General features: G+C 64.6%; 11 protein-coding genes and 1 tRNA gene. 5 read left to right on the forward strand and 7 right to left on the reverse strand.

The genetic code is table 11. The features are described from left to right. Window positions 1-18: 18 nt before the first annotated feature. From AMA02S_RS10160 to AMA02S_RS10170, 3 genes are read right to left on the reverse strand one after another with little or no spacing between them, the layout of a single operon-like run. The gene (locus AMA02S_RS10160) at window positions 19-882 is read right to left on the reverse strand and encodes a helix-turn-helix domain-containing protein (protein ID WP_067455292.1); all 864 of its coding nucleotides are present in this window, start codon (window positions 880-882) and stop codon (window positions 19-21) included. A gap of 19 nt (window positions 883-901) precedes the next feature. Then, entirely contained in the window at window positions 902-1,441 is a 540-nt protein-coding gene (locus AMA02S_RS10165; RefSeq protein WP_218004902.1) for a DUF6879 family protein, read from the reverse strand. Continuing rightward, complete coding sequence (locus AMA02S_RS10170) at window positions 1,422-1,673, reverse strand: hypothetical protein (RefSeq protein WP_084264954.1); 252 nt, start codon at window positions 1,671-1,673, stop codon at window positions 1,422-1,424. Before AMA02S_RS10170 ends, AMA02S_RS10165 begins: the two co-directional genes overlap by 20 nt. A gap of 93 nt (window positions 1,674-1,766) precedes the next feature. Here AMA02S_RS10170 and AMA02S_RS40070 point away from each other — a divergent pair, with 93 nt between their 5' ends. Next, window positions 1,767-1,973, forward strand: coding sequence for a DUF397 domain-containing protein (locus tag AMA02S_RS40070; protein ID WP_084264955.1), 207 nt, complete (start codon window positions 1,767-1,769; stop codon window positions 1,971-1,973). A gap of 297 nt (window positions 1,974-2,270) precedes the next feature. Here the strand turns inward: AMA02S_RS40070 and AMA02S_RS10175 are convergent, their stop codons facing one another. Together AMA02S_RS10175 and AMA02S_RS10180 are read right to left on the reverse strand one after the other, a co-directional pair. Beyond that, window positions 2,271-2,981 carry a hypothetical protein gene (locus tag AMA02S_RS10175; protein ID WP_157430492.1) on the reverse strand — a complete coding sequence of 237 codons (711 nt, stop codon included), beginning with the start codon at window positions 2,979-2,981 and terminating at the stop codon, window positions 2,271-2,273. Next, window positions 2,953-9,234, reverse strand: a complete 6,282-nt coding sequence (locus tag AMA02S_RS10180; RefSeq protein ID WP_157430493.1) for an ATP-binding protein — start codon at window positions 9,232-9,234, stop codon at window positions 2,953-2,955. Before AMA02S_RS10180 ends, AMA02S_RS10175 begins: the two co-directional genes overlap by 29 nt. A gap of 808 nt (window positions 9,235-10,042) precedes the next feature. Here AMA02S_RS10180 and AMA02S_RS10185 point away from each other — a divergent pair. From AMA02S_RS10185 to AMA02S_RS10200, 4 genes are all read left to right on the forward strand, one after another. Beyond that, on the forward strand, window positions 10,043-10,378 hold the full coding sequence (locus tag AMA02S_RS10185; RefSeq protein WP_067455301.1) for a hypothetical protein: 336 nt from the start codon (window positions 10,043-10,045) through the stop codon (window positions 10,376-10,378). Beyond that, on the forward strand, window positions 10,375-11,934 hold the full coding sequence (locus AMA02S_RS41560) for a relaxase/mobilization nuclease domain-containing protein (RefSeq protein ID WP_157430494.1): 1,560 nt from the start codon (window positions 10,375-10,377) through the stop codon (window positions 11,932-11,934). The genes AMA02S_RS10185 and AMA02S_RS41560 overlap by 4 nt, the downstream gene beginning before the upstream one ends. 95 nt (window positions 11,935-12,029) lie before the next feature. Then, window positions 12,030-12,368, forward strand: a complete 339-nt coding sequence (locus AMA02S_RS10195; protein ID WP_067455307.1) for a helix-turn-helix domain-containing protein — start codon at window positions 12,030-12,032, stop codon at window positions 12,366-12,368. 204 nt (window positions 12,369-12,572) lie between these two features. Then, window positions 12,573-12,770: a hypothetical protein gene (locus AMA02S_RS10200; protein WP_067456897.1), complete on the forward strand. Its 198-nt coding sequence runs from the start codon at window positions 12,573-12,575 to the stop codon at window positions 12,768-12,770. Window positions 12,771-12,903: 133 nt separating this feature from the next. Here AMA02S_RS10200 and AMA02S_RS10205 read toward each other — a convergent pair. Further along, window positions 12,904-12,980 (reverse strand) — tRNA-Met (locus AMA02S_RS10205). A 132-nt stretch (window positions 12,981-13,112) separates the two neighbouring features. Then, window positions 13,113-14,750: an L-glutamate gamma-semialdehyde dehydrogenase gene (pruA, locus tag AMA02S_RS10210; RefSeq protein WP_067455310.1), complete on the reverse strand. Its 1,638-nt coding sequence runs from the start codon at window positions 14,748-14,750 to the stop codon at window positions 13,113-13,115. Between the last annotated feature and the right edge of the window lie 10 nt (window positions 14,751-14,760).

Raw genomic sequence — 14,760 nt, forward strand, 5'->3', positions numbered from 1 at the left:
AAAAGGAGGCAGACAACCTCAGCGGTAGGCGTCGGCCGCTGCCTCGATCAGCCTCCCCGCCTCGTCTCCAAAGACGGCAGAGCGGTAAAGATCTTCAAACGCAGCCAGATACAGGGAGACCTCACCCGGCACGGTGATGGTGACCAGGGCAGACAGGATCTCCACCTCCACCTTGTTGCCGTCGAACACGGTGAAGTTCTCCAACACCCACTGCGAACGCGCGCGAGAGAAGGGGAGCACTCCCAGCGCCACCGAAGGGATCGCGGACGCTGTGATGTTCGCCAGGTGCGAGAGCTGGTTGACCATTACCTGTGGTTCACCGAGGCGGTAATACAGCGCCGCCTCTTCCATCAGGAACAGGAACTTGCGACCGGGCCGCCACAGAACACGCTGCCGGTCAATGCGAACGGCAGCCGCTCCTGGTACGTCGTCGTCGGGCCCGCCTGAGCGGCGAGAGATGAGAGTGAGCAACTCGGTGACGTAATCCCGAGTCTGGAGAAGGCCAGGCACGACCTGAGAGCAGTACGTCCAGTCAGTGGAGGCCCCCTCGTACAGGGCGAGGCGGCTCTCCTGGAGCCGCCTCAGGCCGCCTTTACCTCGCTGGAGCCGCTTCCAGGTCGCATAGGCAGAGTCCGCGGACTGCAGAGCCGCTATGAGGTCTTCGCACTGGTCATCGGCGTCACAGATGTGGCACCAGGCCCTGATGTCGGCGACGGTCGGCGCCCGCTGAGCATGCTCGATCTTGCCGACCTTCCACCTGTCCCATCCGGCGGCTTCGGCAAGGTACTTGGTCTTGATCCCGGAGTTCAGGCGGATCTCGCGCAGGCGGTCTGCGAGGGCCTGCCGGGCCGCTTGAACGGCCGGGTACTGGGGTGAAGGCACGGTGTCAGTGTCGAATCGGCTACTGCGGGCAGTAGTCCTTATGCGGAATCGCTCGCTCCCATGCTGCCTCGAAAGCGCTACCGCACTGCTCCGCCACCGCCGCATCGTCGGTCAGTTCTGCGCCAAGGTAATTCCCGACGCCAGAGAAGTAGCCGAATCGAACGAGACGATCGTCCAACACCCAATAGTCATTGGCGGGCAAGCACAGGCCGATAGCCTGCCGGCGGGGCAACCAACGGACCTGCTCGCCAGCCGCCTCGTTGAGCGCGCCGGCCCCGTCGTACTCGAATCGGGTGAACGGGGCCAGAGGCTCAGAGACGACCCGGACACGGCGCATGGTGACGCCGCGTCCCACCGCAGTCCGCACGATCTCGGCCCACTCGTGCTCATGCTCGGCGATGTCGGCGGAGGTCACACGACCGTCCAGCCAGCGCAGGAACAGCGGGTCATTGGGCGTGTATGCGTCCCTCAGTTCGAGGTGAACCGCCGTCCGCCGCACCGTGGCGAACAGCGCGGCAAAGTCCTCTGCATCGAGATCGTCAGGTCTCGGCGTCGTCACGTAGCGCCTCCAAGATGGTCTCCCGCATCCGGGCCGGGAACCTCACCAGACTCTCGTGAGGAGCGAGAGGACTGTTCCTCTCCGCCTCGGCGAGCACCTGCGGGGCCACCTCGGTCCAGCCCTGGAAGAGGATGTCGCCGGTGTCCTCATCGAGGTGGACAGCCAGGCAGTTTCCGCCCTGCGTGTTCGGGTCGATCGCCAGCAACCGTAGCGCCATGACGGCCTCCGTCATCGATGGTGAGGCGAAGAGAGGCATCTCGTCTAGGAGACTCTCCTGCCCATGCAGCTCTGGTCAAGGGGTTCCACAGCAAGCTAACGTCCGCGCATGGATGCCGCGAGGACGTCGAAGAGCGTGGCGTGGAGGACGTCGACTTACACCAGGGAAGGCAACTGCGTCCAGCTAGCCGAACTCGAAGCCCGAGTCATAGGCATCCGAGACTCCAAAGACCCAGACGGCCCGCACCTGCCCCTGTCCCACGCTGTCCTGGCGACTCTCCTCACCCAGATCAAGGCTGGCGTCCTCGACCTCTAACCCGGGCGACCAGCCACCAAACACACTTCGTGACGACGACTCTTCGTGCTGCTCAGTTTCGTCGCTGTCCAGGAAGTGGGTCTGCGCTCACTGCTGGCCTCGACCGCACCGACGAGGTCACGGGCAACGTGGAGCGCCCCTCGTATGGGTACCGAGCAGTGGCGGATGGCGCCCTGAGCACCTTGCTAAGGATGCTCTACCTGCCCCGGCCCCGCGGCTACTCCCTTCTCAGGCGGATACAACTATGGAGAAGGTTACGGACCGCGCTATAAACCTGCACCTGATCGTGAAACGCACCTAAGCTGGCCCGTCCGGTTTACTCTCCAAGGGCACTGCGGGCAGACCCCCTTCGAGGGCCACCCGAGCGTCTGCGAGCTGCGACCCGGCATGTTGCAGAGCCGCAATCAGCTTCGGGAGCCGTGCGCCTGTGGCCGGATCACCATCGTCACCATCGGTGTACGTCTTAATGGTGCGTGCCAACCGAAGGAGGGCGTCCCGTGCCGCTCGTTGCTCGTCCACTTCGAGATGCTCCGAGAGCTTCAGCCATTTGGCCTCCTTGTCGGCAGCCTCTTGGGCAGCGAAGGCGACGATCTCTCGTGTGACGCTGCGGACGGTCTCCTCAAGTTCTAGCGCGATCCGAAGTAGCGGTGCCCCGACCATGTCGTCCTCACTGGGTTCACGCCCAGGCTGGAACATCCGGTAGAAGCTCCAGGGATCTTGCGGCTCGCTCAGCCGCTCCAATGCTCTGAACACGGGCTCGAATGTGTCCAGGGGCTGTGTCGGTGAGGAGAATACGCTCCGGTGGTTCCAGAGCGCGAGGATGGCGGTCATCGCTTCGCGCCGTATGCCGTTCGCCTCTGCCCCCGTGGCGTTCTCCGCCTGAACGATCAGGGCGCCGATGTGATGTGCCATCCAGCGGCCTAGGACATCACTGTCGGAGAGATCGTTGGCTATTTCCTTGCCAAGTTCGAGGGTCCGCTCAAAGTTCTTCGCATCTTCCGGATTCATCGAAGAGGTAAATTTTGTAGGACCGTTCGCGCGGCGGGAGGGATTCGTCATCGTCTTGGTGGAACCTCGTCGTGTAGCTCTGCTCGTGTTCTTTGTGAGTGCGGTCGATCATCACTTCAATTATCATGCTACGGCCGGTCAGATTCAGCAATTCTTGAAGGGCGTTGGGCTGAATTTCCAGCCGTTGGCCTTGGGTTCCCGTCACGCGGTCGGAACTGGTCGCTGACGTATCTGTCCAGTAAGTGCTACGGAGAGCGATACCACCGCCTCGGGTCCATTCGCGCATATCTGCGTCCGGTTGTAGACCGAACAGATCGATGAATTCATCAGAGGGCATATAGGGCGGGTACTTTATTCCTGCGGCCAGTGGGTCTTTACTGTCGATCCCATCATGTCGGTCAGGATCGACGATCCAGCCGGTCAACTGGAAGCCTGGGACGTCGAACTGGTAGTCGCTGTCATCGGCGTTGGGAATGCGGTAGCCCATGTACGAAGGGGCCGTCTGCAGGGCGAGTACCAGTGCCCTGGCCCTCGCAGGAGTGACGAGAGCACTGCGGATCAGGACGCTCTGCGCAGCTTCATAGCCTGCATCATCGGAGCTTTCCCAGACTCTGATCCATCCGTCATCCGAAATGAGACGTTCGCTGAAGTGCCTGCTGTTCAACCGCCAGACCCAGCCAGCGTCCAAATTGTCCCTTCCTATCAGGACGCTCTGTGGTGAGGGATCTCGACGGTCCGCAAGCCATCTGCCGTCGTCGCGGGTGACATGGAAATCGCGAAGCCAGTAGGTGAACTGGTCCAGGTCCGCATCGCTATCCTTGTATACGGGTTGATCCTTGAGCAACTCCCCGGCCACGGTCCACAAGGCGTGAGTCGAGAGATAGAAGTCCAGGTCTTCGGCCTCCGGCCGGGTCGTACGGTAGGAGAAGGTGCTCCCTTCTCTGTAAAGCCTGAGAGTGTGGCGCGGGTCGTCCTCGTGGGTGCCACGGTAGGGAAGCCCCCAAGTGCCCGTGATCGCTTGACCGGCGAGACGCAAGACGGCCTCCTCAGGAATCCCAAAGGCTTCACCGAGGGGCTTGCACCAGATATCCTTGAAGTCCCAGAAGAAGTGGAAGTTGTCTGGTTCGGATTCATAGGTTTCCTCCTCTTTGCCATTTCGCCTTCTTGCCGCACGTTCCACCCACGACTCTGTGAGGATTTTCATCGGGATGTTGATCCTGCGGACGATGGCGAGTTCCTCCGCGCCCAGGATTCCCGCACCGGACCGGTCGAGGGCCATACAGATCGTTTTCGCGCTCTCCTGCATTACAACGTGCGGTTCGTCATCGAAGATCACTTTTCGCAGCAAGGGTTCGAACACTGCGAGTGTCTGATGCGTCGCAGAATTCTGTGCGGCCCGTGCGAGGGCGAAGAGCAGCCACTGGCGGGCGTGCCGATCGTAGAAGGGCAGACGGGCGTCGTGGAACGGGGTCACATCGAGCGTCCCGAGCGCGAAACGAAGGAGGGCCTCCAGTTCCTCTTGGCAGCCGAGTTCAGCAAGGAGCCAGACACAGTGCGCGGCCCGCCACCTAGCGTCGTGCTCGGGGTCGCCGAGAACGGTCCACAGGTAGCCTGCAAGGCACTCCGCAGCGCTGGTAGGTCCAGCGGGAAGGTCGGCGAACCTGCCGTCACCCGAGTCCTCGGGTGAAAGATCAGTCAGCATGGTGTCGAAATCGTCGAGGACAGTCTGCGCCTGGGCGCCGGTAAGCCGGGGAACGAGTCGGGCTGCCAGGTGATGACAGTCCTCCGGGGGAAGCACGGCCGCTTGGGAACCGAGTTCTCGAAGTGCTGTCGCGAGCAGATCCGCATCAGGTTCGTCGGCCAACCTGGCGAGTTCTGACAGGTCGAGGGGGTCGTAGACCTTGGTAGTCAACTCCCGGCAGAATCGCGCCGCTGCCGTGTGCGCGAGATGCCTCAGTTGCCGGCGTGCCGCCCGCGGCAGCAGCGTCAGTTCGGCCAGCCTCTTGACCATTCGCGCGTAGTCGAAAATGCGGAGGTTGGGATTGGCCTGGAACGCGGCTAGCATGTTGTCCAGTTCGCGTAGGGGAACCGTGACCGCTTGGTCTATGACCTGCTCCATGTGCAGCGAGCGCTCCGACGCGATTACTATCTGGCGGGCTTGCTCCCAGCCTTCGGCGGTGGAGAGGTCGCATGCCCCGAGGGCGTCTTCGAACTGCCGTGAGCGCGCCAATCGCGCCTCGTCCTCCTTCGCATTCGAGGCCCACCGTCCCGAGGTGTAATCACGCGATGCCGGGAAGGCAATGTGGCGTGCGCTAGGGGCGAGCAGTGTTCCGGAGAGGTCGATGTCCAGTTCGCCGACGGTCGCGTCGAGACGTTCGAAGGAGGCACTGCTGAAGCGTCGTGCCCGCAGGAATAGTCCCAACGTCTCAGCGATGCGCTTGCCGTCGCCTGGAGTCTCACGCAGTGCTCGCTCGACGAGACGGAGGCCGTCAACGTGGTGCTCGCCGAACGGCAACAGCGCCGAAGCGGTAACAGCGGACGGAGCGAGGGGGCCGGGTTCCTCGTCGAGCAGCGCCTGGATGATCGGGCCCTGTGAACAGAAACGGCGGTCGCGCCAGCGGGAGGCAACGGTCATCGCGGTCGTGGCGCTCAAGTAGCCCATCGCGGCCAGTACCTCAGAGTGCTCTATTGCGTCCCCGAGGTAGGGTTCTAGACTTTCGGTGATTTGCGCAACGCGATAGGCGCGGCGCTCATCACTGTGATTGCCGTCGGATGCCCGGTGGGCGACCGCAATAAGGGCTCGCCACAACGCGTGTGCATCATCGCCCACACGGTCTGTCAGATCGATTGCCTGGGTGAAGTAGGTGTGAGCTTCAATTTTGTCGAATTGCTGGATGGCTCGAGCGAGCTTCACCATCTGCTCCGCCTTGGACTCAGCATTCTCCTGAGCCAGGTCGAGCGACTTGGCTACCGACTCGGCGAGTTCTACGGCGATGTGCTGTAGCTCGTCGACAGCAGCAGCTACTCGGACGGCATCGATGAGCACATTCTCTGGAAGGTGCCGCTGAGCACTTCGGTACCAAGCGAGCATGTTTTGGCGCGACGCCTCGGAGGAGCCAAAGGCGAGGATCCGGACACCGAGCCGGGCGATACCTCTGTGCAGGAAGTGCGGCAGCTCGTCACGGCCCCAGCGGGATGAGGCGGGTGCCACTAGTTCCTGGAAAGGGCTGTCCGTATCGCTGGCGGTTCCGACAAGGCAGTCGATCAACAGTCTCGCCCAGACGCCGAGGGGCACGACGTTCCGCTTGTGATCGTTCACGGCACTCGAGTGCACGTGGGGCTTCTCTCGCGCTTCTGTGACGTCTTCGCCAGCGATCTCTTCCACGTCGAAGGGCTTTAGTCGGATCTTTGACAGCAACGCGAAGCCGCACAGCAGCGTGATCGTGTCGGTGCCACGACCCCAGCGGCTTCCGGCACCTCTGCTCAACCTGCCAGGAAGATTCAGACACAGGATCCGTTCGGCTTCCCCGCTTGGGAGCAGTCCGTGGCGCAGGCCCATCGCGATAATCCAAACAACCGCCGGTAGCACCTTGTTTTCTTCTGAGCGTGCCGAATACCAGCGAACAGAGACAGGTCTGCGCTGGCGCTTCAACATCCTGACCAAGCGCCGGGCAAGGGGGGCCTGGCAGACGATGTTGGCCTTCCATGCTGCATACGCGACCGCGAACTGGAGGTATTTCAACGACACGGCCGCGTGCCCGAGACGCTCCAGTTCTGCTGTACGGCCCGAGTCAGCAAGCCGGGTGGCAATGATCACCCCGGCCTCGAAGCTCACCCAATCGGGCCGCCAGCGAGCAAGGTGGCTGACGCATGCCTCCACGCCGTCGGTGTTGAGGAGTCCGAGGGCGACTTCGGCGATGTCCGTGGCGGTGACGCTGTGCCGATTCGAATCGTCGTTAGGCTGCCGCACCCACGCCCTGAGCCATTCCGACGCACTGCGCAGCCGGCTGCCGGCGAAGTCGGTCTGGCCTTCGGCGAACGAGAGAAGGGCACCCTCGTAGTGCAGATTGGAGCCAGGCCAATCGCCCACAAGGCTGCGGTTCGCAACAATGTCCTCAATCGTGATGGCGTCCAGGAACTGGCCTGCCAGATCGGTGTTGGATCGCAGCAGATGAAGTCGCCGAGAGTGGCCAGCGGCCAGACTACCGGCCTTGACAGCCAGCCGGGTCGCTTCCCATTCCCTTCCCACGCGTAGTGTGGCCTTGAGAGCAAACTGGGCCCGCTGCTGAGCGATCTCCCGCCGTTCCAGGTCGTTGCACGCGGGGAGGGCACTGTCGGTCATCGCCATCTCGACAAGAGTGTCGACCTGGCCGGCCTCCCAGAGCAGTTGAGGCAAGCTGGCAGCCACGTATGGTTCGTCGGCGGCGAGCGGGGTCAGCCGGTTGATGAAGTCACTCAGGGAGTCGCCGGTCGGACGGTACGTCGTCCGGAACCACGTCTCGGTCGGTTCGTCGCGGAATTGCAGGGTGTCACCGTCGACGAGGAGCGGGCGTCCGAGGTCGGCCGCGAAGCTGTGCACGAGGGCGGCCGGTACCTTACATAGCTTGGTCAGAACGTTGATGGGCATCCTCGGCCGGAGTGCGGCCAGAGCCTCGCACAGGCGGTCGATCTCCGTGCTCAGGTGGTTGGCGTCCTTGCACTGGTCCACCATGCCCTGGAGGAGTTCGTCGAACAGAGGGTCGTCGGGATGCCTCGCTTCGCCGAGAGAGACCAGACAGGACCTGAGGTCCGAGGCCGTGGCCAGAACGAGGGCCTGGATCCGGGGATTGCCGCCGGTGCGCCGATGGAACTCGGCCGCCTGCGCCTCCGTGACCGGACCGAAAACCGATTCCAGGTGCTGCCTGGAATCGGCGATGCCGAACCCTTTGAGCTCGATTCTGTGAATGCTGGGCGGCGGTTCCAGCAGACCGATGCGTTCCGTACGGCACAACATCACGAGCCGCACATTGTCCGGCAGGGCCTCCCGCAGCATGTCCGTGACAAAGGTCCGCTCCCCGCCGTCTCTCGCGATGAGCGCCGCGTTGTCTGCAGCGTCCACGACAAGAACCAGGAGCGCCCCTGGAGCGGAGGCCGCGACAGCCGCTGCAGCGGCCCGGACCCTGGCCATGAATGCCTTCGCATAGTCGGTCGGCTGAGCTGTGCCGACCGGGATCAGCGGGTCGCAAAGGGCATGTGCAGCAAGCTCATTCGCCAGCTGGACCAATCCTTGCTGATGCTGATGGCGTGGTGAGCTAGAGCGCCGGTAGCTACCGTTCCCAAAGCAGTCGTAGACGAGGATGATCGAGCCAGACGGCAGGTTCCGTTCGATCTGTGTCGTGAGCACCGACTTGCCTACACCGCCGGCCGCGTGAACAACGACGGGCCGCCCAGTGAGTCCGATGATGTCGTCGACGATCGCACGCGTCTGCTCAGTCAGGATCGTGTGCTCAGGCTCGTCGATAAGTTTGGGAGCAGGCATCACATGCTCCGGTGAAGCTCCGAGAGCGGTAAGCACGGTAGAGCGTTCGACGACGTGGTTCGCTTCGAGTGAGGTCGCTCGTCTGGTGATCATCTCCTTCAACAGAAGGGGTTGCACATCGGCAGCACCGGGAAGAAGGCCAGTCAAGTCCAGCCGGAACAACCCTTCGAGCCGCAACAGACCCGGAGCCGTGGCATCCACTTCCAGGCGGCCGAAGAACGCGGCCTCACCGGCTGCGTCACCAGAGAAGTTCGCATACTGCCTCAGGTACTTGACGTCGTGCGCATACTCGCCGACTTCTCCACCATCTGCCAAAATGCCGATCGCTCGGAGTACCGACTCACGGATCGGGCGATTGGACAGGAACTCGAAGGTCACCTTTTCTTCGATCCCTGGGGACTCCTTGCGGATCTGCCTAAACTTTTCCGCGAACCCTTTGACCGTCTTCGAGAGACCCGATACAGACCATTCTTCTGTGGCCCGTGCAGTCGAATGCTTCAGCTGTCGATACACCACACGATTGGCGTTGAAAAGGCTAGTCCCACCATAGTATTCGGCGATGTCGATTACGTCCTCGCCATCTTCCCCCCGGGTGTCGTTGGGTGATACACCCTCGATCGCAATCGCGGTCAGATCGGCATCGGGACGCAGCAGTTTAAGCGCCTGACGAGCCGCCCAGTGGTAATGAAATTGATCACCGTCTCGACTGGCACGCAAAAGATCCGTGTCAGACAATTCTCCTCCCCGGACCTACAGCGAAGAAATGAGGCAAGCGTCCGCTCGCCTCACAGCAGACAAAGGGTATAAGTGCACCCAAATACTCACCCTTCCTTGGAGTTGGGCAACATATCTAGTAACCCCTTCCACTCTTCGGTTCTGCAGGCGCACGAAAGAAGCCTAACGCAATGCGCGTTGCAGGTGCCGCCAGCAGATGATGCTGGTGGCAAGGGCGAGGAGCATACCGTTGGATGTCGTCGCCGATCTCCCAGCGGCCACGGAGCCCGAAGGAACCAGTGCGGCAGGGCGGTGGTGCGGTGGTGCGCTCGACGAGGTAACACTGTTGGCCGAGGCATGGGCCATGTCGTCAATGTCTTCACCCATGTGACGACAGCACCCCCCTTGCCCTCCCGGTCTGCCGCCACAAACTCGATCTGCCTATCGATCACGGAGTCTCGCTTGGCGTCGTTCCGGATGTGGCCGACATCAGAAATGTCTTGCCGACGAACGCCCTGCCTCGGTAGCCAGTCCCCTGCTAGAGACTGGCCCTGAACGACACCAGAGAGCACATCGACACACGTTTAATGATTCTCGATAACGCACCAATCAGGATGGTCATTCGACACACTCTCCGAGGCGGAGAAAGTTATAGGGCTTGTGGCCACAATTCTGGATTTAACGAAATCCAGAATGCACACTGGTGGTGTGGGACCGGGCGCGGTCCTGGCGAGGAGGCAAAAATGAGCGAGGTCGCGCAGGATGGGAAGGACGCACCAGGTCGGAGGTTGCAGCGCCGGTCACGGCAGGGGCAGCCCGGTTGAAGGTGATGCGGTTCCGGGTCAACCAGGCCGAGGAAGCTGAGATTGTGGGCGCGGCGAAACGGCAGGGGCTGGCCTATGGCGCGTTCGTGGCGCAGGCGGCGGTGGCCGCTGCGCGCGACGAGTCGAGGCCTGTTGATTCGGTGTTGCGTGAGCTGCATTCGGATTTGAACGCCGCGACCCGTGCGGCGAATCGGATCGGGGTGAACTTCAATCAGGTCGTCCGGGAGATGCACGCGACCGGGCAGATACCAGGGAGCATGGAACGGTATGCCGAGATGTGTATTCGCGCGGTTCGGCGAGTGGATGACATCGCAGTCCGGATCGGGCGCAGGCTGCGGTGATCGGCAAAGTGACCCGGGGCCAGCGGGTGGCCGGGCTGCTGGCCTACCTGTTCGGGCCAGGGCGGGCCAACGAACATGTCGATCCGCCCGTGGTGGCTGGGTTTCGGCATCCGGCCGCGATGGAGCCGCCGATGGCCCACGACGAGAGACGGGACGTGCGGCGCTTGGCCGCGCTGCTCAACTCCCCGTTGGACGCGCAACCACGCAAGGGGTTCGTGCAGCCGGTGTGGCACTGCGGGATGCGCACAGCCCCCCCCGGTGACCGGGGGCTGTCCGACGATGAGTGGGCCGAGATCGCTGAGGAGCTGATGCACCGCACTGGGCTGGCGCCTCGGGGCGACGACGGGGCGTGCCGGTGGGTGGCGGTACGCCACGCCCCTGACCACATCCATCTGGTCGTGACCCTGGCCCGCGAGGACAGCCGATGGGTCAGCATTCACGGCGACCATTACAAAGTTCGCGCGGCCTGCCGGGCGATTGAGCAGCGCTTCGGCCTGACGGTCACCGCCCCGGCCGATCGCACCGCAGCGCCCCGGCCGACCCGAGCCGAGACCGAGCACGCTGGCCGGACGGGCCGACGCGAGCCGCCACGGGCGACCCTGCGACGCCTGGTCTCCCAGACCGCTGCGGGTACCTCCTCGGTCGGGGGCTTTCTCACCGACCTGGATACTGACCGGCGAGTGACGGTCCGCGTCCGGTACAGCCCATGTGATCCGGGTGCGGTGACCGGGTACGCCGTCGCGCTGCATGGCCACACCGACCGCGATGGGAACCCGATCTGGTTCTCCGGCGGGAAGCTCGCCCCAGATCTGACCATCCCGCAACTACGCCGCCGCTACACCCCGCCCCCAGGCCACACCCAGCGCGAAACTCCCGCCCCCACAGGTCACGCAACCCACAGCCAGGACACCGGCGAGTGGTACGAAGAGCTGAACATGGCCGTCGCCGCGGCTCGCCGGGTCTACCTGAATACCCGTGACGCACAGGTACGCGCCGATCTGAACCGCGCCACTGCCGACACGCTGCATCTGGCTGCGCGTGTCTTCGATGACCCAGGTCTGGGGCAGGCAGCCGACCTGTTCGACCGGGCGGCCCGCCAGCCGTACCTCCGTACCCCGACACCGACCCGTTACGGGTACGCCCTCCGGCAGGCAGCCCGGATCCATGCGCTCGACGCTGCGCGTCGCCGACGCCCCGACCCCGCCATTGCGCTACTTCACCTGCTCGCCGCCCTGATCGACCTCGTGCAGACCATCGCTGACGTCCTGCACGATCACCAGGCCACCGCAGCCCGCCACGCGGCCGATCGTCTCGCCGCCCTGCGGGCATCACCAGGCCCTCCGCAGCGGGTAGCCCCGCCACGTCCCCGCCCTGACACCGCGGCCGTCCTCGCGGCTGGCGACTTCCCTACCGCCCCTCTCCCACCGCGCTCTTCAACTCCCCCGCGCCGACCGCGCAGGCCAGCGCCACACGCTCGCCCACAGCCGCCAAGCCCTGAGACCGGTCATGGCCGACACGCGAACCAAACCACCTCACTAAGACCCAACACACACTAAGTCGCCTCAAAGAGCGCAAAGACGCCTTAGTCGTGCATGCTGGTCAGCAGAGGCCGCGGAACGGCGGCGTCGCCGAGCGGGAGAGGGCACCGATCATGGCCGACAGCACCGGCTACGAGCCGGACCCCGACATCCTCACCACCGAGGAGCTCTCCGCCAAGATCCGCATCGCGCCGCCCACCATCCGCAAGGCCGCCAGCCGCGGCGACATCCCCGGCATGCGCATCGGCAAAGACTGGCGCTTCTCCTACAGCGCCGTCGTTGCAGCCATCGCCAGCTACTACCTCGTCGCTGATGACGGCACCGACGATCCCCCGGCCAACCCCGCCGCCCTGGATTTCCCCCACGACATCCGCCAGGGGGTGCCCCAGCGGGACCCCACCGGGCGGCAGCAGGGCAGACCCACCGTGAAGGAGTCCCGACCGATGATGTGAGCAAGGCGCCAAATCCGCATCCATCACAGCCACTTCCCAGGACGGCGCCACGCCGCACAACGCCGCAGACCCGAACTCAGGCTCCGAGCGGCCGTCCACACACCCGCGACGCGGCAGGGCACACATCGGTGCCGCCGCGGAGCAACGCCCGCGTCACAGTCCTCGTCCGATCCACCCAGAAAGACGATTACCGAGATGGAACCGATGAGTATTGAGCGACTGCGTGCCCTGCCGGCGACCGTGGACGTCGTCACGGCCGGGCAGGCGTTCGGGTTCGGCCGCGCCAAGGCCTACCGGCTTGCCCGCGAAGGCCACTTCCCCTGCAAGATCACCAAGGTCGGCCGCAACTACCGCGTGCTGACCATCGATCTGCACCGGGCGCTCGGCGTAGACGCGTCCTGACCCGTGTCCAGAAAGATCTTTTAAGGCCGGATGCGGTCACCCGGTGGCTCTCAGTGCCACGGACGAATCACGGACAAACGATCAAGGGCCCGTGTTCTCGATCTTGAGAACCGGGCCCTGACCTTGTGCTTCTTGGTAGCGGGGGCAGGATTTGAACCTGCGACCTCTGGGTTATGAGCCCAGCGAGCTACCGAACTGCTCCACCCCGCGGTGATGTCTTAACTCTATGGGGCGCCTGTGGCTTGCGCAAACCGGTAGCGAAGCGGGCGCGGCGAGGGTGTGAACCGGGCCTCGCCGGGGGCTGTCGGCGCCCCGGGCGAGGCCCACCCCCGGTGCTGTCGGCTACTCGGTGGACATGTGGGGGTAGCGGTAGTCGGTGGGCGGCACGAACGTCTCCTTGATGGAGCGCGGCGACGTCCATCGGAGGAGGTTGAGGATGGAGCCGGCCTTGTCGTTGGTGCCGGACGCGCGGGCGCCGCCGAAGGGCTGTTGTCCGACGACGGCTCCGGTGGGCTTGTCGTTGACGTAGAAGTTCCCGGCCGCGTAGCGGAGGACTTCGGCGGTGCGGGCCACGGCGGCGCGGTCGTCGGCGATGATCGCGCCGGTCAGCGCGTACGCCGACGCCGACTCCATCTGGGCGAGCATCTCCTCGTACCGGTCGTCCTCGTAGACGTGGACGCCGAGGATCGGGCCGAAGTACTCGGTGCGGAAGATCTCGTCGGCGGGGTCGTCCGAGACGAGGACGGTCGGCCGGACGAAGTAGCCGACCGAGTCGTCGTAGGTCCCGCCGGCGATGATCTCGACGGACGGGTCGTCCTGCGCGCGGTCGATCGCGGCCTTGCTCTTCGCGAACGCCCGCTCGTCGATCAGGGCGCCCATGAAGTGGGACAGGTCGGTCACGTCGCCCATGGTCAGCTCGTCGACCTCGGCGGCGAGCGTCTCCTTCAGGCCGCCCTCCCAGAGTGACCGGGGGACGTAGGCGCGGGAGGCGGCCGAGCATTTCTGCCCTTGGTACTCGAAGGCGCCCCGCACCAGCGCCGTCCTCAGGATGCCGGGGTCGGCGGACGGGTGGGCGACGATGAAGTCCTTGCCGCCGGTCTCGCCCACGAGCCGCGGGTAGGACCGGAACTTCTCGATGTTGTTCCCGACCGTCTTCCACAGGTGCTGGAACGTGGCGGTGGACCCGGTGAAGTGGATCCCGGCCAGTTCCGGGTGCGCCAGCGCCACGTCCGACACCGCGAGCCCGTCGCCGGTGACCAGGTTGATGACGCCCGGCGGCAGTCCGGCCTCCTCCAGCAGCCGCATGAGCAGCACGGCCGAGTACGTCTGCGTCGGCGACGGCTTCCACACGACCACGTTCCCCATGAGCGCGGGGGCGGTCGGCAGGTTGGCGGCAATGGCCGTGAAGTTGAAGGGGGTGATGGCGTAGACGAACCCCTCCAGCGGACGGTGGTCGGAGCGGTTCCACACGCCGGGGCTGCTGATCGGCTGCTCGGCGACGACCCGCCGGGCGAAGTGCACGTTGAAGCGCCAGAAGTCGACGAGCTCGCACGGGCTGTCGATCTCCGCCTGCTGGACGGTCTTGGACTGGCCGAGCATCGTCGCGGCCAGCAGCGTCTCCCGCCACGGTCCCGACAGCAGGTCGGCGGCGCGCAGGAAGATCGCGGCCCGGTCGTCCAGCGACAGCGCCCGCCACGCGGGAGCGGCCGTCAGTGCGGCCTCGATGGCGTCCTGCGCGTCGTCCTCGGTCGCCGTCCCGAGCGTTCCGAGGACCGAGGCGTGCCGGTGCGGTTGCACGACCGCCACCTTCGCCCCGGCGCCGAGCCGCCGCTCCCCGCCGATCGTCATGGGCAGGTCGATGGGGGCCTGCGCGGTCAGCTCGGCGAGCTTGGCCTCCAGCCGGGCCCGCTCGGCGCTGCCGGGGGCGTAGCCGCGCACCGGCTCGTTCACCGGCGTCGGAACAGTGGTCACGGCGTCCATGAAAGGGACC

This window comes from Actinomadura macra NBRC 14102 (assembly GCF_001552215.1).
Classification (GTDB): Bacteria; Actinomycetota; Actinomycetes; order Streptosporangiales; family Streptosporangiaceae; genus Spirillospora; species Spirillospora macra.

Excerpts from the sequence above, each read along its gene's own strand:
- AMA02S_RS10170 (WP_084264954.1), bottom strand. The coding sequence starts at position 1,673 with ATGACGGAGGCCGTCATGGCGCTACGGTTGCTGGCGATCGACCCGAAC.
- AMA02S_RS40070 (WP_084264955.1), top strand. The coding sequence starts at position 1,767 with ATGGATGCCGCGAGGACGTCGAAGAGCGTGGCGTGGAGGACGTCGACT.
- AMA02S_RS10175 (WP_157430492.1), bottom strand. The coding sequence starts at position 2,981 with ATGAATCCGGAAGATGCGAAGAACTTTGAGCGGACCCTCGAACTTGGC.
- AMA02S_RS10185 (WP_067455301.1), top strand. The coding sequence starts at position 10,043 with ATGCGGTTCCGGGTCAACCAGGCCGAGGAAGCTGAGATTGTGGGCGCG.
- AMA02S_RS10195 (WP_067455307.1), top strand. The coding sequence starts at position 12,030 with ATGGCCGACAGCACCGGCTACGAGCCGGACCCCGACATCCTCACCACC.
- AMA02S_RS10200 (WP_067456897.1), top strand. The coding sequence starts at position 12,573 with ATGAGTATTGAGCGACTGCGTGCCCTGCCGGCGACCGTGGACGTCGTC.
- pruA (WP_067455310.1), bottom strand. The coding sequence starts at position 14,750 with ATGGACGCCGTGACCACTGTTCCGACGCCGGTGAACGAGCCGGTGCGC.